General features: G+C 44.1%; 9 protein-coding genes. 7 read left to right on the forward strand and 2 right to left on the reverse strand.

Going from position 1 to position 25,832, the window contains the following annotated elements; all coding sequences use genetic code 11:
* Positions 1–27 precede the first annotated feature (27 nt).
* Complete coding sequence (locus AABK40_RS20815) at positions 28–1,479, reverse strand: glycoside hydrolase family 28 protein (RefSeq protein WP_338399095.1); 1,452 nt, start codon at positions 1,477–1,479, stop codon at positions 28–30.
* A gap of 409 nt (positions 1,480–1,888) precedes the next feature.
* On the opposite strand from AABK40_RS20815, the gene AABK40_RS20820 reads away from it, so the two are divergent.
* On the forward strand, positions 1,889–3,670 hold the full coding sequence (locus AABK40_RS20820) for a family 43 glycosylhydrolase (RefSeq protein ID WP_338399096.1): 1,782 nt from the start codon (positions 1,889–1,891) through the stop codon (positions 3,668–3,670).
* Positions 3,671–3,759: 89 nt separating this feature from the next.
* Positions 3,760–5,424, forward strand: a complete 1,665-nt coding sequence (locus AABK40_RS20825; RefSeq protein WP_338399097.1) for an alpha-amylase family glycosyl hydrolase — start codon at positions 3,760–3,762, stop codon at positions 5,422–5,424.
* A 432-nt stretch (positions 5,425–5,856) separates the two neighbouring features.
* Here AABK40_RS20825 and AABK40_RS20830 read toward each other — a convergent pair whose 3' ends face one another.
* A complete protein-coding gene (locus AABK40_RS20830) occupies positions 5,857–10,353 on the reverse strand; it encodes a cellulase N-terminal Ig-like domain-containing protein (RefSeq protein WP_338399098.1) in 4,497 nt (1,498 codons plus the stop codon).
* Positions 10,354–10,807: 454 nt separating this feature from the next.
* Here AABK40_RS20830 and AABK40_RS20835 point away from each other — a divergent pair, with 454 nt between their 5' ends.
* From AABK40_RS20835 to AABK40_RS20855, 5 genes are all read left to right on the forward strand, one after another.
* Positions 10,808–13,498: a GH116 family glycosyl hydrolase gene (locus AABK40_RS20835; RefSeq protein WP_338399099.1), complete on the forward strand. Its 2,691-nt coding sequence runs from the start codon at positions 10,808–10,810 to the stop codon at positions 13,496–13,498.
* A 476-nt stretch (positions 13,499–13,974) separates the two neighbouring features.
* Positions 13,975–18,849, forward strand: coding sequence for a two-component regulator propeller domain-containing protein (locus tag AABK40_RS20840; RefSeq protein WP_338399100.1), 4,875 nt, complete (start codon positions 13,975–13,977; stop codon positions 18,847–18,849).
* 959 nt (positions 18,850–19,808) lie between these two features.
* Positions 19,809–20,810 (forward strand): hypothetical protein, encoded by a 1,002-nt coding sequence (locus AABK40_RS20845; protein WP_332920954.1) that lies wholly within the window; start codon positions 19,809–19,811, stop codon positions 20,808–20,810.
* A 397-nt stretch (positions 20,811–21,207) separates the two neighbouring features.
* The gene (locus tag AABK40_RS20850; RefSeq protein WP_338399186.1) at positions 21,208–23,445 is read left to right on the forward strand and encodes a glycoside hydrolase family 3 N-terminal domain-containing protein; all 2,238 of its coding nucleotides are present in this window, start codon (positions 21,208–21,210) and stop codon (positions 23,443–23,445) included.
* Positions 23,446–23,498: 53 nt separating this feature from the next.
* Positions 23,499–25,613, forward strand: a complete 2,115-nt coding sequence (locus AABK40_RS20855; protein WP_332920905.1) for a glycoside hydrolase family 97 protein — start codon at positions 23,499–23,501, stop codon at positions 25,611–25,613.
* The last annotated feature ends 219 nt before the right edge of the window (positions 25,614–25,832 follow it).

Genomic DNA, 25,832 nt, shown 5'->3' on the forward strand with positions numbered 1-25,832 from the left:
AGTATTTATGGTATAGGTTACAGTGGGTTAAAAATTGACCGCTTCACTGTCTGATATGGTGAGGTCTTTTTCAGGCTTTAGCAGTTGGTGGTTAACGGTGGTCTGCTGGCTCGAGAAATTAATCACATCTTCAAGGTGCATACAGGGCCGGGGATCATCGGGTGCTGGCATAAAATTGACGTGATCAAGCCAAACATGCTTAACGTGACGGAGATACATTCCGGAAGCAGGCAAGTTGGTTTGGTACATGCCTGGATAAGGGTACCAGTTGGAATTTTCAGCAACGGGTGTCTGGAGATCTTTTTTGCTTCCCGCCACGGCATATTCAAATTTGGCGTGACTGATAGAGAGCCCTTCAACATAATGGCCCGGGTAGCCTGTAATATTGACGGGTATCGGACCCACATTGCTCGCTGTGATATTGTGGTAATGGATGTTTCGGATTGTTCCTGGGCTGATCGGTGACTTGCTGTACTCCTGATGTGTGACTTTATGCCGGTTACCGATGCGGACAAAAATAGGGGTAAGCATACCCTCCATAATAATGTTATTGAAACTGATGTTTTCAATAGCTGCACCATCCACCGACATCAGCGACAAGCCCGTAATCCCCTGGGCGTGTCCGAGAACATGAATGATTTCCTTGGCGCGGGTAGGGCGAAGCACACAATTACTGACCGCTATGCGTTTGAATGACCCAAAGGAGCCTGTTCCGAGTTTAATATATCCGGCCGTAGAACTGACAATACAATCACTGATGACCACATCATGGGTTCCCCTTGGGGCTTCACTTTTCAGGCAAATGGCATCGTCGGAGCTGTCAACGGTACAGCCGGTTATCTTTACCCGATGGCAATCTACAATATCAATGCCGTCGTTATTGGTATTGGCATGATTGAACAGGTTGATATTCTGTATGGTAACATCGTCGCATAAATAGGCTCTTAACATCCAGAAGGCGGAACTTTTCAACTCAAGATCCTTAATGGTAATGTTTTTCGAGTTTCGAAAGTATAAACCGTAGGGGCGCATGGCACCATTTTTTTCATCCATGGGAAAGGCTTCATGATGGTCGCCGGAAGGGTAAATGAGGCCTTGCCCGCAAAGGGTAACATTGCTTACTTCGTCTGCAAAAATGAAAGCTCTTCGCGACATGGTGTAGCCGCCCTCCTGTGATAAATCCGCCCCCGATCGAATTTCAGGAAACAGTTCAAGGTCGGGCGTGGCTTGCCAAATGGCCCCCTGCTCAAGTTGAATACATAGATTACTTTTCAGATGGATCATCCCGGAAAGGAAATGCCCGGTAGGAAATACAAGTGTCGTATTTTTTGCCGCCGCTTCATTAATGGCCTGTTGAATGGCCAAAGTGTTGTCTGTCTTGCCATCGCCAACGGCTCCAAAGGAGGTCACATTCAGAGGCTGTCCCTGAACCATGAATATGTTGAGCGTAAAAAATAGAAGGATCAAAAAATGTTTCATTATCAGTAGTTTCAAATTATCGGTGATTCAATATCTGTGTTTATGGCCATATCATCAGGCGTAGCATGTTTTAAAGTGGTGGATTAATATTGGTGCTTCTGTTGGCGTTGGAATAAAGGGTGCTTTGGCTAAATCAGGCATTCTATGAATGTGAGGCATGATTTTATTTGCTGAAGCTGGACTTTTAGTTATTGACTTGGATTAAAGGTGCTCCAATTATGATCCTAAATACTCCTTGTTGCTTTAAGGTAAAATGGGGGGCGGTTTGCAGCCTAATGAAGACCCATAGGCATAAAAGGTTGATCTTTAATCCGTATCTCAGCGGCAGTGGGGTAATTTGTTTCGGGCTTAATATCTTGAGTTTTAAAGCAATTTATTTAAGCGGCTACGCGCCCAAAATTTTTTGATTATGATTCGCCATATCTTCCTTTTACTGATGGGTTTCCTGTCTTTTTATCTGCCTGCTAACGCACAGATCCATAAGCAAATTGTGCCTTATCAGGGCATCACTGACCCCCATATTCGAATATTTGAAAATCGAGCCTATTTGTTTGCCGGCCATGACATGAGTTATAATGCCGAGGATTACCAGATGCCCAATTGGTGGGTGTGGAGCTCTGAGGACCTGGTGAACTGGACGAAAGAATTTGAACTTTACCCTGAGGATACTTATATGGGGCCGATGAAAAGCTGCTGGGCTACTGATGCCGCAGAGCGCAATGGAAAGTATTACTGGTACCTGAGCAAGAAAAATGAAGAGGTGGCCGTGGTGGTGGCCGACCAGCCGCAAGGCCCCTATGTGGATGTGCTCAAGCAACCGCTTTTACCCAAAGGAATGACTGATTGCCACCAGTATGACCCTGGGGTTTTTATTGACGATGATCCGGGAAAAAGCCCTTATTTACTTTTCGGTGAAACTTACCATGGGCAATACCATATCGCTAAGCTGAATGATGATATGGTTTCTCTGGCGGAAGCGCCAAGAAAAATTGAACTTATAGGGCAGTACCGGATCGAGGACAAGGGATTTATCTTTAAGCGCTTGGGGCGTTATTACCTGATCTTTGGGGAGACCTATGCGGTGGCAGAGGATATCTACGGGCCATATTTTATTGGCGGGAAGTTTTACGGAAATCATAACTCAGTATTCCGTTGGCATCAGCAGGATTATGTTGTAACGGCCAACAATAAATGCCACGGGTGTATTCATCCATTTATGCGTGGTTCTTCAATTTATTATTTACACTTTCGCGGAGATGGTGCGGTATATATTGATGAAAATGGCGGTTATGGTGTGGGGGCTTACGATGCCAACAGACCAAGGCTTGAAGCGGAAAATTATTTTATGGCTGATGGGGTTCGGAAGGTCAATGGGATTGAGAATGATTTTTACCTGAGTCCGCTTAAAGATGGAGGCTATGCCATTTTCCCAAATATGGCTCATCTGGAGCATAAATCAATGCTGAGGATGTTTGTTGCCAGCAATAGCCGAGCCGGAAATAACCAGATTGAAATTCGTGCGGACTCCCCCTCAGGGAAGCTACTGAACACCGTATCGGTTCCGTTCAGCTGGAATAAAATGACCGAAATTGAATGCAGTTTGCCGCCATTGAAAGGGGTGAACGGGCTCTGTTTTGTGTTTAGGGGAGCTTCTTATCCTGCGATCACTTTTGATGCTTTCAGCTTTTCGCCTGAAGGGCATGACATTAAAACCCCCCAGGCACATTGGGATTTCACCAATGGCCTTCAGGGGTGGCAGCATGATCGTAAGCCTTTAGTCTGGAAATCTGGGGCAATTCTGTTTAGCAAGGCTTCGGGCAGCGAGATGGTGTCTCCCTTGAATATCCGTACCGATTTAAATCAGGCCAACTTACTGACCCTCCGAATAAAAAATAACGGCGGTAGGGCACGTGCCAAAGTAGCATTCAGTACGGTGGTGGATACCCTTGGCAAGAAACAACTTCAGCATTGGGATGCAGGAGCCCATCAATACATAGATTTATCGCCTAATAGTGATTGGACCGATTATGTCATCGACTTTTCAGCGCACCCTTTATGGAAGGGGAAACTCAATCAATTGAAAATCAGTTTTGAGCCTGTTAAAAAGGGGGGCATCGCGCTGTCGGATGTGATGCTTTGGAAGAAAGAAGATTACCAGCTTGCACCCTTGTATGCCGATTTTCAGTATTGAAGCTCCTGATCTTTTTCGTTTTTGATACACACGCTAAGCGATGCGGGAAACTGTGTTGCAATTTTTAATCATTTTCAATTTTTATTGTCATGCGTTTATTCGTCACTTTATTCATCTCACTTCTATTTATTTTGCCGCCAAGTTATGCGCAAAAGCGCCCCTATCCCGACTGGCTTTCCCATGCGGTATTTTATCAGATTTATCCACAAACGTTCAAGGACAGCAATGCGGATGGTGTTGGGGACCTTCAGGGCATTATTTCTTCTTTGGATTATTTGCAGGGGCTTGGCATCAATGCAATATGGCTGTGCCCTATTTATGAATCACCCTTCTGCGATGCCGGTTACGATGTGGCCGATTATTACAAAGTGGCGCCAAGGTATGGCACTAACGAGGAGGCGGAGCAACTTTTCAGCGAAGCCCATAAGCGGGGAATCAAAGTGATTATGGATTTTGTGGTGGGGCACACTTCCGAGGAGCACCCCTGGTTTAAAGCTTCTGCGCGAAAAGAGGGGAAGTATAAAAATTGGTATATATGGACGGATGACAACTGGCGGATTCCCGCGGAATATAAAGGGCAGTTTATTGTAGGTTACGGCCCGAGAAATGGGGCCTTTATGACAAACTATTTTTTTTGTCAGCCCAAACTGAATTTTGGTTTTCCTGCCGAGGAGCTGAAATATGACTGGCAATTACCGGTGGATCACCCTGATGTGGTGGCCCTGAAAAGTGAAATGAAAAACATCCTAAAATTCTGGCTCGATAAAGGTGCTGATGGATTTCGGGTGGACATGGCCAGCAGTGCGGGGAAAGATTTCTGGACCGATGTTCGTCAGTGGTTTGATCAAAGCCATCCGCAGGCATTACTTATTTCTGAATGGGGAGAGCCGCAGGAAGCAATAGCCTCGGGATTTCATGCAGATTTTATGCATTGGTTTCGTGGCTATGAAGACCTTTACCATAAGCCGTGGTTTCACCAGAATGATACCTCACAGCATAGCTTTTTTGAAGCCTCCGGCAAAGGAAATATCACGACCTTCCTGCAGGCCTTTGAGGAGCAGTACAATGCGATTGATGGTCAGGGGTTTATTTCTATTCCGGTAGATAACCATGATATGGTTCGGGTGCGGAATTATGGCAGAAGCGAGCAGGATTTAGCCGTGATTTATGCCTTTCAGTTTACGTTCCCTAATATTCCTTTCGTTTATTATGGTGATGAAATTGGGATGTTCCAGCAACCTTTCGATGATTTACTTGCTGTGGAAGGCGCTTTCAAGACCAGGTCAGGAAACCGGACACCCATGCAGTGGAATGCGTCGGCCAACTGGGGTTTTTCCTCCGCCGAAAAATCCTCGCTTTACCTTCCCGTCCCTGATGATCCGGCTTCCCCAACCGTTGAAGAGGCCATGAAAAGGAAAGGCAGTTTGTATGAGGTGGTCAAGCGCCTGACCGAACTGAAAAAAACAGAACAGGCTTTGGGCCTTGAGGCGGATTATGAGATATTATATGCGAAAACGGATGCCTATCCCTTGATTTATACACGCACCATGGGGCAGGAGCAAATTTTGGTAGTGCTTAATCCAAGTGCGGAGGAGGTAGAAGTAACGGTTCCTGTTAATGGAAAACGGAAATGGAAAGCTTTGATGGGCTCAGGGGTAAAAATGAATTTTGATCGGGGTGCTACTGCAATAAATTGTAAGGGGCAGTCTTTTCAGATTTTCAAAAGTAGACTGCGGCCTGGGTTTATTTTGTAGTGCTATAACCTTAAATTATCGTCTTGTATTTTATCCGTAGATGATGTTATTCACTGAATACGCCCAAATTGGTTGATGACCTGCTAACTATGCGTATAGCAAATTTAAGGATGCTACCCTGAAAATACGTAGTGTATCGGTTTAATCTGTGGCCAAGAAAATCATGTGGCATGCTGGGTGCTTAAATCTATTCGCTCAGAATACTACTTGATCGTTTTTACCAGCGGTCGAATTTTTAGTATTCAACATGCTTTTCAGACCTGGAGCAAGGCAGATTCCTCTGCTGTGCAGCGCCCGTCCTTTGGTCGATATAATAAAAAAAGGTGTGCTTTGTGCCGACGGTTTCGTCAGTCCATAGCACACCTTTTTTATGTAAAGAGGGCTTGCTTTTTGGCGGTCAGCCTGCAGGCCATGCCCTCTTTTTTTCTGGCATTAATAGATGATCACTTTCTTGATACTGACCGCTTGATCGGTGGTTACTTCGAGGGTGTAGATCCCTGAGGGTAACTGCAGTTCTGTTTTCAGCTGATTCACGGTGACCGTTTTCACTACCCTCCCTGAAAGGTCCAAAATCTTGATTTGCCGTATGGCCTGTTCACTGCTGATGGTCAGCTGACCATGGCTGGGATTTGGACTTACCTGAAGCTCGTTGGTGTCGGAGGTGAATTCCCGAAGATTTTCAGGTCCGTAACCTTCAGGCTTGTAGGTTGATGAGGTGGTCAGCACAATTTTGTCGATCGGCGTTCCATCTTCGCGCATATATACGCCAAATTCTTGTACCCCCGTTTGCTCTACGTTAAAGGTCGCACTTGATTTAGTCCAGATCCAATCCGATGCATTGTCAGGCAGGTGCCAGTCAGCGATCCGCTGGCCGTTTAATGCCGTGATGATGGAATTGTCTGCGCCGTTATTCGACCGGTGACGTACCCAGAAATAATGCTTGCCAGTTTTCACAAAATCAATGTCAAACAATAAATGAGGCCCGTTTAGGGAATTACTGCTATTGGCGTTGCCATTGTCATTAACCATGACATAGGTCGATTCACTCGCGCCGGCATCATTAAAGCTGCTCCAGTACATGCCCGCATAGTTGCCATTTCCGGTGCCCTCCCGCATAAATCCTTCGGCTTCAAAAAACACCAAACCGTCATCCTGCTGTCTATAAGCCAGGTTTGAGGGTTCAACGGTAATATTGACAAAGTAATAAGGGGTGGCATTATCATTAAAGTCTTTTGCAGAAATGACCAGTTGATGTTCTCCGGCGGGAAAGTCAGCGGCGTCCCAGCTGAAAGGGCTGCTCATATCATTGCCCAAAAATATCCACTCGCCATCCGTTACCCGAAAGAAGGAAATCAAATGGATATCTCCGGTGGTAGTGGTCTGAATATTGATGTTTTCACCTTCCTCAAATACAGTATTTTCAGCTGGGGCACTGATTATGGCACTGATTGGTGATGGAGCCGATCCGGGTTGGTAATTTGGGTTTTTAGTCACCACCACCTGATCGATTTTAGTGCCGTCCTCCCGCATATAAATTCCGAGCTTTTGCGTACCTGCAGTGGCTGAAATGGTCAATTCAGACTTTCGCCAAACCCAGTTGGGGTGGTCGCCAAGGCTCCAGTCTCCGAGGTTTTGATCATTGAAAGCCAGCACCACGGAATTATCAGCCGCATTATCCGGTTGGCATTTTACCCATACATAATGCGTACCACTATGAACAAAATTGATGAGGTATTCCAGCTTTGGCCCATTGAGCGTGCCTGCGCTGTTTTTATTATTGTCATCATTAACCATCATATAAACCCCATTGCTTGCCGCGGGGTCTTCATGTTCAAGCCAGAATTTGCCATCGAAATTGCCATTCCCCTCTGCGCGATAAGAATAATGTTCCGCTTCCATTTGTGCCAGCCCGTCGGCATCTGCACTTTGCTGAAAAATGGTGCCGTCGCCCAAATGGACTGATGGGGTGTTGACGGTGAGTTCATCACTTGCCGCAGACTTATTGGCAGTTCGGTCAACAGCTACAATTTTTATTTTGTAGGTGCTCGAGGGGTCTGCATTTTCTACCTTATAGCTGGTTTGTGGTGTGGTAGCCGCAAGTGCGCCATTAATATGTATTTCATAATGCTTCAGTTTGTCGTTTTCTGATACAGGCTGCCATGCCAGCTGATAAGATAAGGCTTCAACATCGAAGGCATACAAACCTGCAGGTTTGGAAGGGGCCTGTGTGTCACCATCACTATTGATCATCACTTCGGCCTCTCCGGAAGTGGAATATTTACTCCATTGGCCGCGGTCACTGATGGCCACCGCAGTAATTTTTACGGCGGTGTTGGCCGGTAGAAACGGAGACCATTCCACCCTGTAATTATTGGATTTTTGATCACTTTCCCCAATCATTTTCCAGTCGGCATAATACCTCACATAACGGGTGTTTTCTGAAGCTGAAGCCGTAAGTACGGTCTTGTTTCCGGAAATATATTGTTGATCATTAAGTTGTAAATCCACTGTGGGCAGGGCAGGTACACGGAAACCATTCCCGACCACATTGGCAAGGGCTTTTCGGTATCCGGTATTGAAAATCATATAGCTGTTCTGTTGGTGAATGGTGAATTCCCCGCCTTGAATACTATATTGATTAAAGAATTTTTGCTCCGTTCCCGGCCATGCAGTTGGGTTTTCTATGGCACTTGGGTAGGATGCTGACCGCGACCAGTATTCCGAAGAAATTGAAATGTACCACCAGTAGTTTGTCGCCCCAAAATAGGTGGTATAACCGATGTCGGGTCTGGCAGGGTAAACCATACTGTTAATATCGGTCGTGAGCCAGCCATTGGGGTTAAAGACCCATTGGTCAGAAAATTCCCCCAATCCCGACAGGTATACCATATTCATTTGGTTGCCCCCAAGGGCATAATTCATGCTATTGTGAATTACATCGGCATATTTCTGCTCTCCAGTAAGGTGGTGGGCAATTGTTACCAGTGTGAGGCGCGGGGTACTGACCCCACCAATCTGAATAAATTGATCCCTTTCAATTCCCTGTCGGAACGCATTGGTCTGATTATGGGTTACCTTGAAATCATCAGCCTTTCTCAATACTTCAGCGGTACAGCTGGTTTTCAGACTTTGGTCTAAATTGGGGTGCCCGTCGGGAATCATGGCCATAAATGCCTGACAAACATCAATGGTGTTCTGATTCGACCACTCGCCATCATTCTTTTTGGTCTCCCAGTTGAAGTAGGCTTTAAGGTCGGTCTGATATTCGGCGATGCCGGTGAGTCGATAAATCGATGCAGCGGCGAAACCTTTGGCCCGAAGCTCCTCATTTTTGGTGTCGCTCAGGTCTGTATTCTGCGGATGTGCCTTGGCCCACGAGTAGGCGTTGATGGCCTCATTTTTCCAGCTTTCAAACTCAGGATGATTTCCGCTGCCTGTAAGCTGGTGGAATTTATTTAGACACAGGGCGTAATAAGCAGAAAGGCCCGCATAATAATAGGTCTGCCAGGCCGACTCTCCGGAAAGGTACCAGTCCCGGGTATCCTGCCAGGCGGTAATATTAATCCCCGGGACACCATCTCGGCCAACATACCCAGGTACACCACCCGTACCTCCATAATTGTTCTTAAGAATATCCTTGGAACGTTTATAATAGTTGATCAGCCAGACGGCCTCATCCAGCAAATCCGGAATGCCATTGTTACCTTCATCAATCCATTGGTCACTTTCCGATAATTTGTATCGGTTGCCCACATCGCCATCTTTAAAGGTCTCTGGGCTTAATTCATAGAGCATCAGTAAGGCCATGGGTACTTTGGCGTGATGCACATAGCCATCCCAGTCTCCGGCGTCCATATAATAGCCATATATGCCATTTACCTGCTGCGCTGTGGCGGTGTTAAACCCCTCTCCGGAATGGTCGTCGCCCGGGAGGTAATCTTTATCCCATAGCCATGTGATATCATTATAGTGATGGTCACGGGGCATTATTGTACCATCGGTTTTTTCTTTCACGATACCCTGGCGTTGCCAGAAGAGCCCTTTCATGGCATAGACGAAAGGTTCATTGATGGCATCTTGCCCAATTTCAAAAGGATAAGAGCAGCCCAAACCATCCACCACAACCACATATTCGCCGGCGGTGTTGAAGTTGGAAAAGTCACATTCCCAAACATCGGCTTTAGTATAGTTATAATCAGGGGCAAAATCGTAGTTGGAGGTTTCGGCCACATCCTTACGCATTCGTAATTGAATATTGCCAGTATAGACGGTTTGTTTGGTATTGTAATTCACCAAGCGGAAGGTCTGGCCATTGTACTGATCGAGATGAAGCCCACCATTGGTATGTGGTTCGGAATTGAAATCCCCCATCCACTGGGAAAGGTAGGCATACTTTGGGCCCGTTGCCGGAAACCCCACCATATTGACGTGGATGGTTTCTGAACGAAGCTGCTGCGGATCAAAGTAAAAAGATTTGCGGCCTTCACCACCGACTATATGGTCGAGCTGAAGCTGATAATTTTTATAGGCCTGCAAAGCGTGAGGCAATCGGATGTAGACCCAATGCCCCATCACATAGGGGACAGCAGACCATTCGTCGTTGTAATGAATGGCTTTTGATTTCCTGCCGACGTGAATAGGGCTTTTGCCATTGCTGTAATTATTGTCGTCGGGGCTCGTTATCGTATAATTTTCTAATACATATAGTTGTTGAGGGTCCGTAGGTTCATGATAGGTTTTATGGTCGGGAACATTTTCGCCAATGCCATAGGTATCAATAAATCCATCTTCAATATAGAGGAGTAGGATTTGGTCGCTGATGGGGGAAACCCGAATGATTTCTGAGGCCGTGGCGGCTAAGGCATTCAATAAAAATATGCCTAACAGGAGTAATAGTTTTGTAGGAGGTAGTTTTTGGGTATGTCTCATATTAAAAAAAGATTTAATAGTATAAATAAGGCTTCGCGAAAACCATTATCAAAGTCCATTAAATTTTTTTTATAACGGTGGATCTATATATTTAAATGGCTTAAAATTAAGTGGATAGGTAATTTTTTGTTAAATGTTGAATAGTGCAATAATTGTGATTTTTTCGACGAGAAAAATGGCCGTTTTATCCTCCTGTGAATATTTGTAGGTGGTGAAATATTGGTTATTTCTCTGGGGAAAATATTAGCCCGAATTGGGGGAATAGGGCGGCAAGCTGATTAGAGGCAAGCCTAAGGTGCCCAACAACGGAGGACAGAATTCAACATTGAGTGGATTATTCTGCTGCCCAACATTTTATCCTCATATTCAATTTAATCATGATCGTAACTTCGCTGTTCTCTCACCGATATTGGGTTTGAATTTATTGCATATCTTTTATTTAACTGGCGGAGAGATGAACAAATTGAAATATTTTTTTTATGGCTTTTTATTACTTTTTCATTTTAAGTCCATAGCGCAGCAAGGGCCAAAGCCTGCCCTGGAGGAGCACTATAGCATTGAGGCACGATCGAAAAGTGGTATTGCACTCGGCGGTTTGGGAACGGGATCGGTAGAGCTGCGGAAGGATGGGAAATTTTATAATTGGACCATTTTCAATAATTATCCGATGGGTGCCGGCCCGCTATTGGACCTGCCCACCAAACCCAATGCTGGAGACGAAAACGCCCATTTGTTTTTTGTGGTCAAATATCAACTGAAGGGTAAGCAGCCGGTCATTAAACTTCTGCAGATCAATAATGACAACAGCTATGGAGGCTTACTCAATGAAGCTCCGGAATATTACTTCCCCTGGTTGAGCTCTGTAGAACAGATTTCCTACAGCGGGCGCTTTCCTTTTGTTAACATGAAATTTTCCGATAAAAATATGCCTTTCGATGTCTTTCTCGAGGCCTATTCCCCTTTTGTACCCCATGATCCTGACGCCTCAGCTATTCCGGGCGCTTACTTTGACTTTAAAATTGTATCGAAAGTGGCTGAGCCTGTAGAAGTCTGTATCATCGGGACATTGCGGAATTTAGTGGGCTATGATATTCCCAATAAAACCCTGAACTCAACCATTAAGACGACGGATGATTATAAGTATTTTGTACACAGCGCGGGTAACTTGCCCGAAAATCACGATACGCAAGGTAACATGGCCCTTGGGGCAATTGGCGGCGACGAGGTCTCTTATTATTTAGGGTGGGCACACCGTCATCCTTATTATGAACGGTTGCTTGAAAATAACCAACTTGGTAATATTGATGATTCCAAAAACCGCCTGTTTACCAATAAAAAAGGAAAACAGATTGCGTGGGCAAATCAGTACGATAATAATCAGCTATTTAAAAGTGCCATCGGTATCACCAAAACCATCAAAAGTGACGCCCCTGCCAATGCAAGTTTTTTCCTGAACTGGTATTTCCCCAATGCCTATGGCTGGGTGCATGAGAAAAAACCAAAGGGTGATAATGGCTTGCTTAACGCTCCGAAAGGATATGTTTTGCCGGTGAAAAAGACGAAAATCGTGGGGAACTATTATGCCAATAATTTCAGTGGAATTGATGAATTAGCTGCTTATATGGTCAAGGAAAAGGCAATCCTACATAAAAAATCAGATGATTTTATTGCCCATTTGTACAGCAGTAGCATGGAACAATATATGCTCGATCAGGTGAATGCTCAGCTGAACACTTTCGTGACTTCCTCCATCTTCGATCAGAAAGGCCGGTTTGCCATTCGCGAAGGATTGACCAACAATCAATCATGGGGACCTTTTGCAACGAGTGATGTTTCTCTATATGGCGCCGTGCCCATTTTAAATTTGTTCCCAGATTTACACCACAATATGGTGAAAGCACACCGAGATAATCAGACCCCTGAAGGCGAGATTAACCATGGACTGGGAGCGGACTTGGACTTTAATCAGAATGGAACTTTCGGGGTATTTGAACGGGTGGATCTTGCCCCTAATTTTATTCAATTGACCATGCGTGATTATTTGTTCACCAAGGATGAAGCATTTTTGAAGGAAATGTGGCCTGCATTGGTGAAAGCTGCCGAGTATGTATTGCGGGAAAAAGACCTTACGGGGGATCAGGTACCGGACATGCACGGGATTATGTGTTCTTATGATAATTTCCCCATGCATGGGTTGTCTGCCTATATTGCCACCCAGTGGGTTACTGCCATGGAAATGATGACCATTGGGGCAAAAGATATGGGGGATAAAAAGCGGCAGCGGAAATATGGCCGAATTGCTGAAAATACCATTGAACTTATAGAAGAGCACCTGTGGAATGGCAGCTACTATCGGTTGTCGAATGATTATTTGGGAAAGAAGGGGAAAGATGAGGGTTGCCTGACAGATCAGCTTTTTGGGCAATGGGTGGCCTTGGAGGCCGGATTGGAGCGGCAATATCCGAAAGCTCATGTGGCGTCAGCATTAAAAACCATCCTTGATTACTCCTACATAGAAAATAACTACCTTCGAAATTGTACCTGGCCTGAGCACCTTGATTTTTTCCCGATGGCCAATACAAATTTGTGGGTAGACCAAGCCAATACACCTTGGACGGGTGTGGAATTGGCCTTTGCTTCCTTTTTAATTCGTGAAGGAATGGTGGAAGAGGGCAAGGCAGTGGTGAAATCTGTCGATGATCGCTATCGCACTTCAGGTTTGTATTGGGACCACCAGGAATTTGGAGGGCATTACTATAGACCGATGTCGGCCTGGGCAATTATCAATGCCATGAGTGGTTATCAGCTGGTGAAAAACCGATATACTTTCCGGCCAGTACTCGAAGAGGAGAATTTCTGTTACTTCTTCAGTGCGAATAGTGGCACAGGGCATTTCCTCAAGCAGGGGACTGCTATAAAATTAAGTTGCCTGACCCGACAGTTGTACTTGGAGCAATTGAAATTTCCGGTAAGCCTGACCCAAGGAGAGGGGCTGTTGAATATTTCCCTTGATGGCCTGCCGGTTGACGACTATAAGGTTCGGTCAAAAAACGATATGTGGCAGATTACTTTTACAGCTCCACTCAATTTAAAAGAAGGGCAGGAGCTGCAAATCAACTATGGCACTCTTAGCGCTAATCAATAATTTCGCGACTGTTGATGACTTTCGGATTGTGTAAATTTTGGATGATTCCGAGTATTCAATTGTTGATCTCAGCCGCTTTTCGTAATCGATAACCTCCGTGCTTACGATCAATAGATAATAAAATAAAGGCGCCTGTCAGGCGCTTTTTTTTCTGCGAATAGTGACAAAATTATTCAGGAAAGCGCGCAAACGACCCTGGGAAAACAGTAAACAGTGGAAATATATTCCGAATAAAACCGTGCTATTCAATTTTGAACAGAACGGCAAAATAATTCGAGGGAAGCAAAGCGAACAACTCAGGTGGATGATTATTCCGTGGGGGTGAAAAATCAGTCATATATTCAAAAAATCAGGATAAAACATTGATCAGTATCGGGATAGGTGGATTTTTATTTATAAATTTTGTGGAGAATAATGACCTATTTTTGTAAAGTTATCATTGCCCTTAGCAGGCAATTCAACTATTTTTTGTCAATATGAAGTACTACTACCTTATTTTTTTATGGATTTTTGGTGCTTATCAAGCCAAAGCAGATCGCACCAAATTTGAAACGATCTCCCGTGAAGATGGCCTTTCGCACTCTACCGTTAATGCCATTGTACAGGACCATTCCGGCTATATGTGGTTTGGCACTCAGGATGGTCTCGTGCGCTATGACGGGTATCAGTTTAAAATTTTTCGACCCGTAAAAGGGGATCGTCAATCTTTGCATGATTCCTGGATTAATTCAATATATGTAGATTCAAAAAATCGTTTGTGGGTTCGCTTCGATGGCGGGGGGGTAAGTGTGTATGACCCGGACGTCTCTTTCTTTAAAAATTTAGTAGCAAGTCCCGATACCCCAGGCGGTCTTTCCAATGATATGGGGCCGACCAATCGTGTGGTAGAAAATGAATATGCTACTTGTGAAACAGGCGATGGCAGTGTTTGGCTGGCCACCCGCTATGGTTTAAATCGGGTAGATGCAGATTTTCAGGCTACTCAGTATATGAAAGGGGAGGCCAGCACGGGAGGCCTGACCTCCAATTACATCAGTACCTTGTTTTATGATCAATCACTGAACCACTTGCATATTGGAACAGATCAGGGATTGAATATTATAGATTTGAACACTAATAAAATTTATCAGTATCGTGATGAGTTTTTAGGAGCCCATATTCGCATTATCAAAAAAGATCAGTTCAATACTTATTGGATTGGCTCCAAAGAAAGCGGTTTATTCAGGTTTCAGTTATCGTCAAAAATGGAGGTGATTGAGAATAAACGTATTTTGGCCCGCGACCATTTGGCATTGACGGATCGGGATTTGAACGTTTATGATATTTTGATTGCCCATAACAGTGATGTTTGGCTGGCGATGGACGATGGCCTTTACCAGTTAGATTATCGGGGTAATTTGATAAAAAACCATATGAAAGGTTATAGTGTGCCCACGGCCACGAAAGTTTTACAGGATGGGCAGGGAGATATCTGGGCTTCGAGTACTTCCCTTCAAACGGGCTTAATTCATATTGATTCGGAGTCGGGAAAATTTACCGAGTATAATCAAAAAGACTCCAAGCACCATGGCTATACGACCAACTATATTCAGTCGATGTTTTTCGATTCCTCGGGGATTTTATGGATTGGAACGACCAAGGGCGGGGTCATAAAAAACAATGTGCACCTGCCGCCTTTTGAGGCATTCAATGAAAATTATTTTGAATACAAAGGCAAAACGGATTCGGAGGTGTACAGTATTTATAAGCATGACGATAAAATTTTAGTAGGTACCAAACACCGCCTCTATCAGTTTAAGGAGGATTTTAAGATTGATAAGGTGATAGACCTCAAGCAGGAAGGAAGCCGCTTTGCGTCCAATATTGTGGGGGTGCTGACTCCTGACGAGGATAAAATTTGGGTCGGCTATTTTAGAGGGAAAATCAGCACCCTCGACCTTAAATCGAGAAAATTCACGCACTATGATCATCACGACCCGAATGACCCTGAGTGTTTTCCCGCCTGGTCACTAAGGGACATTTGCGTAGCGAAAGATGGAACGGTATATTTTGCACCGATCAGTGGTGGACTGATTTATCAGAAAAAAGGAAGCAAAATTTTCCAAAATCTGGAGGATGAATTTAGCGATATAGATTTACATTTTGGGGGTGTCCTAACAGTTGTTGAGGACCATTTAGGACAGATCCTTGTGGGGACTACCAACGACGGTTTATTTATTTATCGGCCAAATAATCATTCAATAAAACAGGTTACCAAAGAAAACAGCGGTATTTCGCATAATGAAATCCGATCTATTCACCAGGATTTTATGGGAACCACCTGGCTGGGTACTCGCTTTGGAATTACCGAATTGAATACCAATTACGAGGTGGTCAATACCTATTTTTATAAAGATGGCCTACCTTCCAATATTGTCCATGGGATACTCGAAGATCAGTTCGGTAATTTATGGATGAGCACAAATAATGGGATCAGCAGGTTTGATATCAAGGGGAAAAAATTCAGTAATTTTACCGAAAGCGATGGGCTAACCGCCAATGAGTTTAATGAATGTGCCTTTTATAAAGATGAGGATGGAATGATGTATTTTGGCGGCTTCAAGGGGGTTACCCGTTTCGATCCCAAGGCCATTCAGGTGGATATCACCGAGCCCGAAGTACATTTCACTGATCTCGTGGTTGGGCAACAGCATTTGCTCCCAAAGCAAAAGGTCGGCAGCCATCAAATTATTGAGCGATGTATTGATAAAACAGCGGAGTTACAATTGCCCAATCAGCAAAATAATTTTAAGCTTTATTTGAGTACCCTGAGTTATAATTTTCCTTCAAAAATTCAGTATCGTTACAGATTGAAGGGGTATGAAGAAAAGTGGAATTTATTGCGAAATGGGATCAATCATATTGATTATTCCTCTTTGGCTCCGGGGAGCTATTTGCTCGAGGCTCAGGCCTCCAATTCAGATGGGGTTTGGTCGCCTAAAGTGCGTCGACTCCCGATAGCCATTTTGCCGCCGTGGTATGAGACTTTTTGGTTCCGTAGCCTCAGTATTGGCATATTATTTTTAGTGGTATTCGGAGGAATATTAATCTATATCCGAAACCTAAAGCAGCGCAAGCAATTTCTGACCGCGACTGTGGCAAGCAAAACAAAAGACCTTAAAGAAGTTAATGAAGAATTGCAGGCCCAGCAAAGTATGGTGATGGAACAAAATCGGGTGCTGCAGGAGCAATCCAATGAACTTGAGCTACAAAAGAAAAATGTGGAACTTCTGGGGCAAATGGGGCGTGCCATAACGGCTGATGTCGAGTTTTCACATATTTTCAAAAATATCTTTGCTGCGATCAGTAAACTGATGCCCGTTGATGAACTCATGCTGGGGGAACGTAACAAAAAAACAGGTAGATTGGACCTCTGGGGGATAAAAACCCAAGAGCAGGATTTTTCAAGAGACGAAATTGATCCGGAGGAAAATGCGCGACTTTCCGCCTGGGTTTTGGCGCATGAAAAAAACTTGCTGAGTAATGATTTGCAGGCAACAGCGACCGAGCTGCTCAAAAATCCATCGGGAAAATATAAATTGGACGATGGCCCTAAATCAGGCATATATGTACCTATAAAGGGGGTGAAAGGGAAAATTCGAGGGGTATTGGTGGCCATAAGCAACAAAAATGGTGCTTATACAAATACCCATCTACAAATGATGGAAAACATCGCCTCTTATGTTTCTATTGCACTGAGCAATGCGCGCGCTTATGAAAAAATACGAATTCAGTCTGAACAATTGCTACAGGTAGATCAGGTAAAATCGGACTTTTTTACCAATGTTTCCCATGAATTCAGGACGCCAATTTCTTTGATTGTCGGGCCACTGGAAGAGGTGAAAAAATCCAAGAACCTGACCATGATGGAAATGCAGCATTTGGGAATCATTGAACGAAACGCACAAATGTTGTTGTCTTTGGTAGAGCAAATTATGGAGCTCTCAAGAATTGATGGTGGCGTGATGAAACTTAACTTGCAACAGCTGAATCCTGGGGAACATTTTGAAAATATCCGTCATTCTTTCAGTCACCTGGCCCTCCAAAAAAATATTCAGCTGATCGGAAGAAACCACGTACAGGGTTTATCCTGCGAATGCGATGTCAATGTGTTGAATAAAATTATTTATAATTTACTCAATAATGCGATCAAATATACACCACAGGGTGGAGAGGTTATTTTTGAGGCTAAAGTATGGGATCAGGGAATAGAATTTAAAATTTCCGATAGTGGTTTTGGTATTGAAGATCAAGAGCTTGAGCGTGTTTTTGATCGGTTCTATCGTATGTCGGGGCATGGGAACACACCAGGATTCGGTATTGGCCTGGCATTGGTGAAAGAACTGGTAGATTTATTGGACGGCAACATAAATGTGGAGAGTAAACTTATTCAGGATCATCCCGATGAGCACGGAACTACCTTTACCGTTTATATTCCATTGAAACTTGAAAAGGCTCCTCAAAAGGAATCTAAAAAAGTACAGCTACCACCTTATGAGGCGAAATTAAAGCCTTCAAAATCAGAACGTGCAGACCTGATGCTTAAAACTAAAATACTTGTTGTGGAAGACAACCCTGATTTACGCCATTTTTTGGTGTCACAGCTGCAGGAGGAATATCATACGCTATATGCTGAAAATGGACTTGAGGCCTTGTCGATCATTCAAAAGGAACATCCGCAACTGGTACTTTCAGATATCATGATGCCCAAAATGGGAGGAATTGAACTTTGTAAAAAACTTAGAGAGGACATCAATACGTCCCACATTCCGATTATTCTGATTACGGCTAAAGATGCAGACGAAGATAAAATTACCGGCCTTAAAGCGGGTGCTTCAGATTATTTGGTCAAGCCATTTAAAATTGATGAGCTCTTCCTGAAAGTGGGGAACATCCTTTCCAAACGGGTAAAATTGATTGAACAGTTCAAAAGCGATGTTTGGGTGGGTATTCAGGAAGTTGGTGATGGGTTAAGCCCTCAGGATCAGGAGTTTTTAGCAAATGTGAAGGCGATTATTGAAGAAGAGATAGAAAATCCAGATTTGGATATTGATCATTTTTGTCATCAGCTTGGAGTAAGCCGAACCTGGCTTTACAATAAAATGAAATCCTTGCTCGACATGTCAATGAATGAATTTATCCGGAGCTGCCGGATGAAACAAGGGGCAAAACTGCTCATATTTGAGCAAATGACGGTCTCCCAGGCGGCTTTTGCCGTAGGTTTCAACGACCCTAAATATTTCACAAGGTGCTTTAAGAAGGAGTTTGGCATGAGCCCGAAGGCATATATTCAGCAATCGGCGAATGCATAGGTGATCTTAAAATACCAAAAAGGACCGTAAGTAAGGTTATCATAGTGCCCCTGTTATTTAAAAATGGGGCACGATTGGCTTTTTGATCGCCTATTTTGAAAGAACCTCAAGACAATAAGTTGGTTGTGGGTTTTTCAAGCGATAATTGCTTTTTGCAATCATAATAATTGGCAGGAGTATTTTGTTAGGTATCGGGTGAGTTCCATATCAAACAAAGTGCTCCTGCTTTTTTTGAACTTCTGATAGCTGAAAGGGCCTTATTAACTTTGATCGTCGACCTGACTTCCAGGCATCAAAACCCAGCCAACACACCAAATGGGATCAGTGTTTTCTTTTGATCAGGAATATCAATGCCCATAAGCGCCTTTCTGTTTGTGACGACAATTCGGATAAAACATTGGTGTTAAGCCCTACAAACAGGTTGCTCATTAATTTCTTTTATGCAGTGGCTGTGCCCTATTTGGAGGGGATTAATCTGTGGATAAAAATAGCAGTTAAAAGTTGAGGGTTGAAGCAGTAAAGAGGTGGACCTCCTTGAAGCGTATGGCAAGAGATATTGAATAATAAATCACACACCATTCCAGTGATCTGATTTCGCCGATAGGAGGGCGTTTTTTTGTGCAACACCATTATAATTCCGTCAATTTAGATGCTTTGCCAAAGCAGCAGATCCATCATTAAGCTACTTCTGACCCAATGCCATTCAAACGATTAACAATCCTTGAGATATGGGGAGTGATGTCCTGTATTGCTGCTCGTTAACCGATTATCAACTTTCATTTTTTGCATTTTAAGCTGTTGGTTGGAAGGATATTAGCACTTGTTGGACAATTAATCACGTGCCCCTATTCAAACTCATAGTCCACCGCTAAGGTAATTTTTTAGCTCAATTTGCGATTGTAATAATCAATAACGAAGACTAAAAAATTATCAAAACCTATTTTTTTAATTCAACTACTATGAACGTTTTTAACTTGAAACTTTGGCAGTATTTAGCCATTTTAACTGCCGCTTTAACTTTTGCTGCATGTAGCGAAACCACGGATCCTATTGATGACAAGCCGGATCCAGAACCAGAGTGTGAGGTGGCCTCGCCAGAAGAATTGATGCTTTCATTCAATGGCAAAGAAGTTCCGATGAACCCAGGCAATGACCTGAGTGAATTTGATAAACGTGTGGTACTCGGTGATGAGGATGCCACTTTCTTCTTTAAAGACATGCAGGGGAATACTTGGGCTGCAGCCGATGGGAAAGAAGAGGAGTTGAAAGGTGAACTGATGCTTAAATCAGAAGATTGTGGAGAGAACACAAGCATCAAGGTAACGGATGCTGGAGAAGCGAAAGTAGCCGTGGTGAATGCGCATATTGATAAGGCAACTTATGACATTGCGATTGAGGATCAGAATTTCTGCTTTGACTTCGACTGGGATTATACGAATGTGGCAGGAGATGTGAAAAAGATTTGGTTGATTGGTGTGGTGAATACCAAAAAAGGAGAAAAGCCTGAGGAGCCTTGGAGTAAAGGTGTGGCATTGACTCAAAATGAAGATAATCCTGCACTTTGGGAAGCGGATATCTGGACTTATAACCCATGGAATGGTGATGATACCGACAAGAATACGCCTCGTGATGATAACTACCAATTTATGCTGGTGTATAATGGTGACGGACGCTGGGGAGACCAAGATGGTACGGTGAGCTTGGATTGGGGTGTTGAGAAAGGAGCGGAGCAGGACAGATCGCAGACGGCTGGTGACCTTAGAGTGAAGGCTTTTGTGAAAAATGAGGCAGGAGATGAGACAGTGAATGACTGTACCACTGCGGAGGAATTTGAAGAGGATGGTGTGATGAAGGTGGGTAGTGATGCGCTGGCTCGTGATTTCCCAGGTTCTGCGGATAAAGGCGTTCATTTTACCTTTAATGTGGAAACATTGAAATACACTTTCAAAGTGAATGAATAACGAAGCAATACGATAAATATAGTTTAAATGAAGTAAGCGCCCTGCCAAAAAATACGGCAGGGCTTTTTTATGGGCCAATGTCGCTTATGCTAATCTTTGGGGGCAATTAACGATATTATTTTTTGCCGAATTTTTTTAAAGGTACCATTACTATCGAAAAGCAGGAATGAACTTTTCATTCTCAACAGTCCATTTTTTTCTATAATTATTGATGGGTAGTTTAAGGAATATTCAAACTCAAACAATTTGAGGTTTTGGATCTTTTTTAGGTGTTGCCAGCAGTGCAACAGTTGATTAACTTACTTTGACGATGAAGAAAAAAATACTCCCTTTCGCATTAGGGGCATGTATGCTTGGGCAAGTGGCATTCGCCTAGATACAGCACCCTGCTAAAAACATTGTTGTTTCGCAAACTTTGGCGGAACAGACCGCACATAACAAAAACCTCAAAGCATGGGGGAATGATCAGGACATGAAGAAATTCGTCGATGACCTGATGGGCAAAATGACCTTGGAGGAAAAAATCGGTCAGACTGTTCTGGTGGCGAGTTATTGGAACGTTACTGGTCCTGTTTCAGGAATTGATTATGTGCAGGATGCACGAGATGGGAAAATCGGGGCCTTTCTAAATGCCCAGACTTATGATTTTATCTACCGCTTACAAAAAGCAGTGGTGGAACATTCCCGCCTGGGAATTCCGATGATGTTTGGTTTCGATGCAATTCATGGCTATAAAACAACTTTCCCGACCCCTTTGGCCATGTCCACTTCATGGGATTTGGAGGCGGTGAAAAGTGCCGCACGCATCACTGCCAAAGAGGCTGCCGCCGATGGACTGAACTGGACCTACGCGCCAATGGTGGACATTGCCCGCGACCCACGCTGGGGTAGAGTGGTTGAAGGTGCAGGAGAAGACCCTTATCTTGGCGCCAAGATTGCCAAAGCGCAAGTGGAAGGATTTCAGGGAGACGAGCTTTCTGACGTTGGAACAGTGGCTGCCTGTGTGAAACACTTTGCGGCCTATGGTGCAGTGCAGGCCGGTCGAGATTATAATACGACCGAAGTTCCTGAACGTGCTTTGCGGGACACTTATCTGCCACCTTTCAAAGCTGCCGTTGATGCCGGTGTGGCGACCATCATGACGGCCTTCAACGATCTCAACGGGGTTCCTTGTACAGGGAATAAATTTTTACTTTCCGATGTGCTGAAGAAGGAATGGGGCTTTAAGGGTTTTGTAGTAACGGATTATACGTCCATCTATGAGATGACCAAACATGGGAATGTCAAAGATAAAAAAGAAGCTGGCGAAGTGGCCATGAATGCTGGTGTGGACATGGATATGCAATCGGATATTTATAAAAACAGCCTGCTGAAATCGGTGAAAGAAGGCAAGGTGCCGGAGTCGGAAATTGATGATGCCTGCCGCCGAATTTTGAACATGAAATATCGCTTGGGCTTGTTTCAGGATCCATATCGTTATTGCTCAAAAAAACGCGCCAAGAAAGTATTGCAGAATCCTGAGCATTTCAAAACAGCAAGAAGCGTAGCAGACAAGTCGATCGTTTTGCTTAAAAATGATCAGCATATTTTGCCACTGAAAAAGGAGGTGCAGTCGGTGGCATTGATTGGCCCACTGGCAGACGATCAGCTTGACCAGTTAGGATCGTGGTACACTGCGGGACGAAAAGAAACGGTTACAACGATTTACAAAGGCCTACAAAATAAACACCTGAAGGCAACCATCAATATGGCCAAAGGTTGTGATTTTGAGAAGAATGATGAGCAGGGTTTTGCGGAAGCCATTGCGGCAGCAAAAAAATCGGACGTGGTACTGTTGGCGATGGGCGAGCGTCAGGATATGGGTGGCGAAGCAGCCAGCCGATTGAATATAGAGATTCCGGCCATTCAGCGTAAACTTATTAAAGAAGTTCTCAAACTGAATAAGCCAACGGTCTTGCTTTTACACAATTGCCGTCCGTTGGTTATCACCTGGGAGGCGGAAAATATTCCTGCCATTTTGGACGTATGGCATTTGGGAAGTGAAGCGGGAAATGCAATTGCAGATGTACTTTTTGGTGACTACAATCCTTCAGGGAAATTAACCACCACATTCCCACGCTATGCAGGGCAGGTGCCATTGTTTTATAACCATAAAAACACTGGCCGACCTTACAATCCTGAAGATCATTTCACCACCCGATATCAGGATGGAACCAATGCGCCATTATTTCCATTTGGCTATGGTTTGAGTTATACCACTTTCAAGTACAGCCATCTTAAAATTGATAAAAATACCCTGGCCGATGGGCAAACCCTCAACGTCAGTGTCGATGTTACCAATACCGGGAATTATGACGGTCATGAGGTCGTTCAGCTCTACGTTCGGGATTTGGTAGGAAGTGTTACCCGACCGGTGAAAGAACTGAAAGGTTTTCAGAAAATCTTCCTGAAAAAAGGAGAAACCAAAACGGTACACCTGAGCATTAAACCACAAGATTTGGCTTTCTGCAGACTGGATTACTCGTGGGGTTACGAAGCAGGTGATTTTAAATTATTTGTAGGGACGAATTCGCAGGATGTATTGGAAACTTCCTTCAAACTGACGGATACCAAAGCAGCTCCTTATAATTTTTAAATAAGTGTCAATAGCGGTTTCCAGAACATGGGAGCCGCTTTTTATATTCCCCAATGAAAAAATACAGAAGAAAAATCACCGCCCTGCTGCTTTGTTTTCTGTCGGCTACCGCACTCAAAGCGCAAAGTATTCAAAGCCCTGACCATCATCTGAAAATGGATTTCAGCCTCACCAAGGGGCTGCCTGCTTATGCTTTACAACTTGACGGCCACGCGATTGTTAAGCCGAGCCACATGGGTTTGGCCGTTAAAGGAATGCCCGCTTTAGCCCAGGATTTTACCGTTCAAAAAGTGGTGCTCGACAGTGCTGATAATTCCTGGAAACCAGTCTGGGGGCAGACGGCAAATATCAGAAATCACTATCAGGAAATGTTGGTTTGCCTGAAGCAAAAACAAACTGGCCGACTGCTCAATATTCGGTTCAGGCTTTTTAACGATGGACTCGGTTTTCGTTATGAGTTACCTATTCAATCCAATTTGCGGTCGTTCACAGTGAAAAAGGAGCTGACCGAGTTTGTGATGAATGGCGACCATAAAACTTTTTGGATACCCGGTGATACGGATTCTCAGGAGTACAATTATAATACGTCCAAATTGAGTGAGATTCGGGGGCTGATGCAAAACAAGGTGATCCCTACGATGGAGCGTCCGCCAAAAGACCCTGCCACGGTGCAAACGGCCCTGATGATGAAAAGTGCCGCAGGAGAATACATCAACATCCACGAAGCGGCCCTGGTGGACTATCCCGCAATGCAACTGCGATTAGACGCCTCCAACAGGGATTTTCATGTGGTCCTTGCCGACAATGCCGAGGGCTACAAGGCCAACTTACAGGCGCCTTGTGTAATTCCTTGGCGGACGATCATTGTCAGTAAGAAAGCTGGTGATATCCTGACCTCCAATATTACGCTCAACCTCAATGAGCCCTGCAAAATTAAGGATACCTCCTGGATTAAGCCGATGAAATATGTTGGTGTATGGTGGGAAATGATCACCGGGAAAAGCTCCTGGGCCTATTCAGATTCCTCCAATGTGAAAATCGGTTATACCGACTATCGCTATGTGAAACCCAATGGGAAGCACGGTGCCAACACCGCCAACGTTTGTAAATACATCGATTTTGCCGCTAAAAATGGTTTCGATGCCGTTTTGGTGGAAGGCTGGAATATCGGCTGGGAAAACTGGTATGGTGGCACTACGGATCATCCTTTCGATTTCCTGACGCCATATCCTGACTTCGACCTCCCAAAAATTGAGGCCTACGCTAAAGCACAGGGCGTGAAATTGATTATGCACCATGAAACGGCGGGCTCAATTCTGAATTATGAGTATCATATGGATCAAGCCTATCAGCTTATGAAAGCACATGGCTACGATGCCGTAAAAAGCGGATACGTTGGTAAAATCACCATTCCCGGCGAAACACACTATGGGCAGCGAATGATCAACCATTATCTATATGCGGTCAAAAAAGCGGCGGATTATAAGATTATGGTAAATGCACATGAGGCGGTTCGGCCTACAGGTCTGTGCCGAACGTATCCCAACCTTATCGGTAATGAGTCGGCCAGAGGTACCGAATTTGAAGCATTTGGAGGTTTGAGTGTCGATCATACTACCATCCTTCCTTTTACCCGTTTGATTGGTGGGCCGATGGATTTCACGCCCGGCATATTTGAAAACTATTTGTCGGCCTACAATAAAAATAACCCCGGCCGCATTCACAGCACACTCGCGCGCCAACTGGCTTTGTATGTAACCATGTACAGCCCGCTGCAAATGGCCGCTGATCTGCCGGAAACCTATCAGAAATATGCTGATGCTTTTCAGTTTATCAAGGAGGTAGCAGTAGACTGGCAGGATACCAAGGTACTGGAAGCGGAACCAGGAGATTTTATTACCATTGCAAGAGCTGCCAAAGGGCGTGCCGACTGGTTTATCGGTTCTACAAATGATGAAAATCCACGAACTTCAAAAATTAATTTTGATTTTCTGCCTAAAGGAAAGAAATATGTGGCGGAGATTTATGCTGATACGCGGAAATCTGACTTTGAATCAAACCCGATGGCCTATCAAATTTATAAGAAGATCATCACAGCGAAATCAAGCCTGAAAATACATTGTGGTGCTGGTGGCGGTTATGCCATACATGTTAAACCATTGAAATAAAGTAGAAAAGGTGATCCAATACAGGGTCACCTTTTTTTGTCTGTGCAGCAGAAAATATAGAAAAAAATTTTAATCTCATTAATATATATAGTTTCACATCTGTAAACTTAATGTTGCGAAATCAGTTTCCTTTTTTTTGTGTTATTATTTAATGACGAGTTCATTTTTTATATAATATTTAAACAAGAAAAATACTGTTCAATATCAAACAGTATCTTT

Source organism: Persicobacter psychrovividus (assembly GCF_036492425.1).
GTDB classification, from domain to species: Bacteria; Bacteroidota; Bacteroidia; order Cytophagales; family Cyclobacteriaceae; genus Persicobacter; species Persicobacter psychrovividus.

Coding starts and splice junctions, on each gene's coding strand:
- AABK40_RS20835 (WP_338399099.1), top strand. CDS start 10,808: ATGAACAAATTGAAATATTTTTTTTATGGCTTTTTATTACTTTTTCAT.
- AABK40_RS20820 (WP_338399096.1), top strand. CDS start 1,889: ATGATTCGCCATATCTTCCTTTTACTGATGGGTTTCCTGTCTTTTTAT.
- AABK40_RS20830 (WP_338399098.1), bottom strand. CDS start 10,353: ATGAGACATACCCAAAAACTACCTCCTACAAAACTATTACTCCTGTTA.
- AABK40_RS20825 (WP_338399097.1), top strand. CDS start 3,760: ATGCGTTTATTCGTCACTTTATTCATCTCACTTCTATTTATTTTGCCG.
- AABK40_RS20815 (WP_338399095.1), bottom strand. CDS start 1,479: ATGAAACATTTTTTGATCCTTCTATTTTTTACGCTCAACATATTCATG.
- AABK40_RS20855 (WP_332920905.1), top strand. CDS start 23,499: ATGAAAAAATACAGAAGAAAAATCACCGCCCTGCTGCTTTGTTTTCTG.
- AABK40_RS20845 (WP_332920954.1), top strand. CDS start 19,809: ATGAACGTTTTTAACTTGAAACTTTGGCAGTATTTAGCCATTTTAACT.
- AABK40_RS20840 (WP_338399100.1), top strand. CDS start 13,975: ATGAAGTACTACTACCTTATTTTTTTATGGATTTTTGGTGCTTATCAA.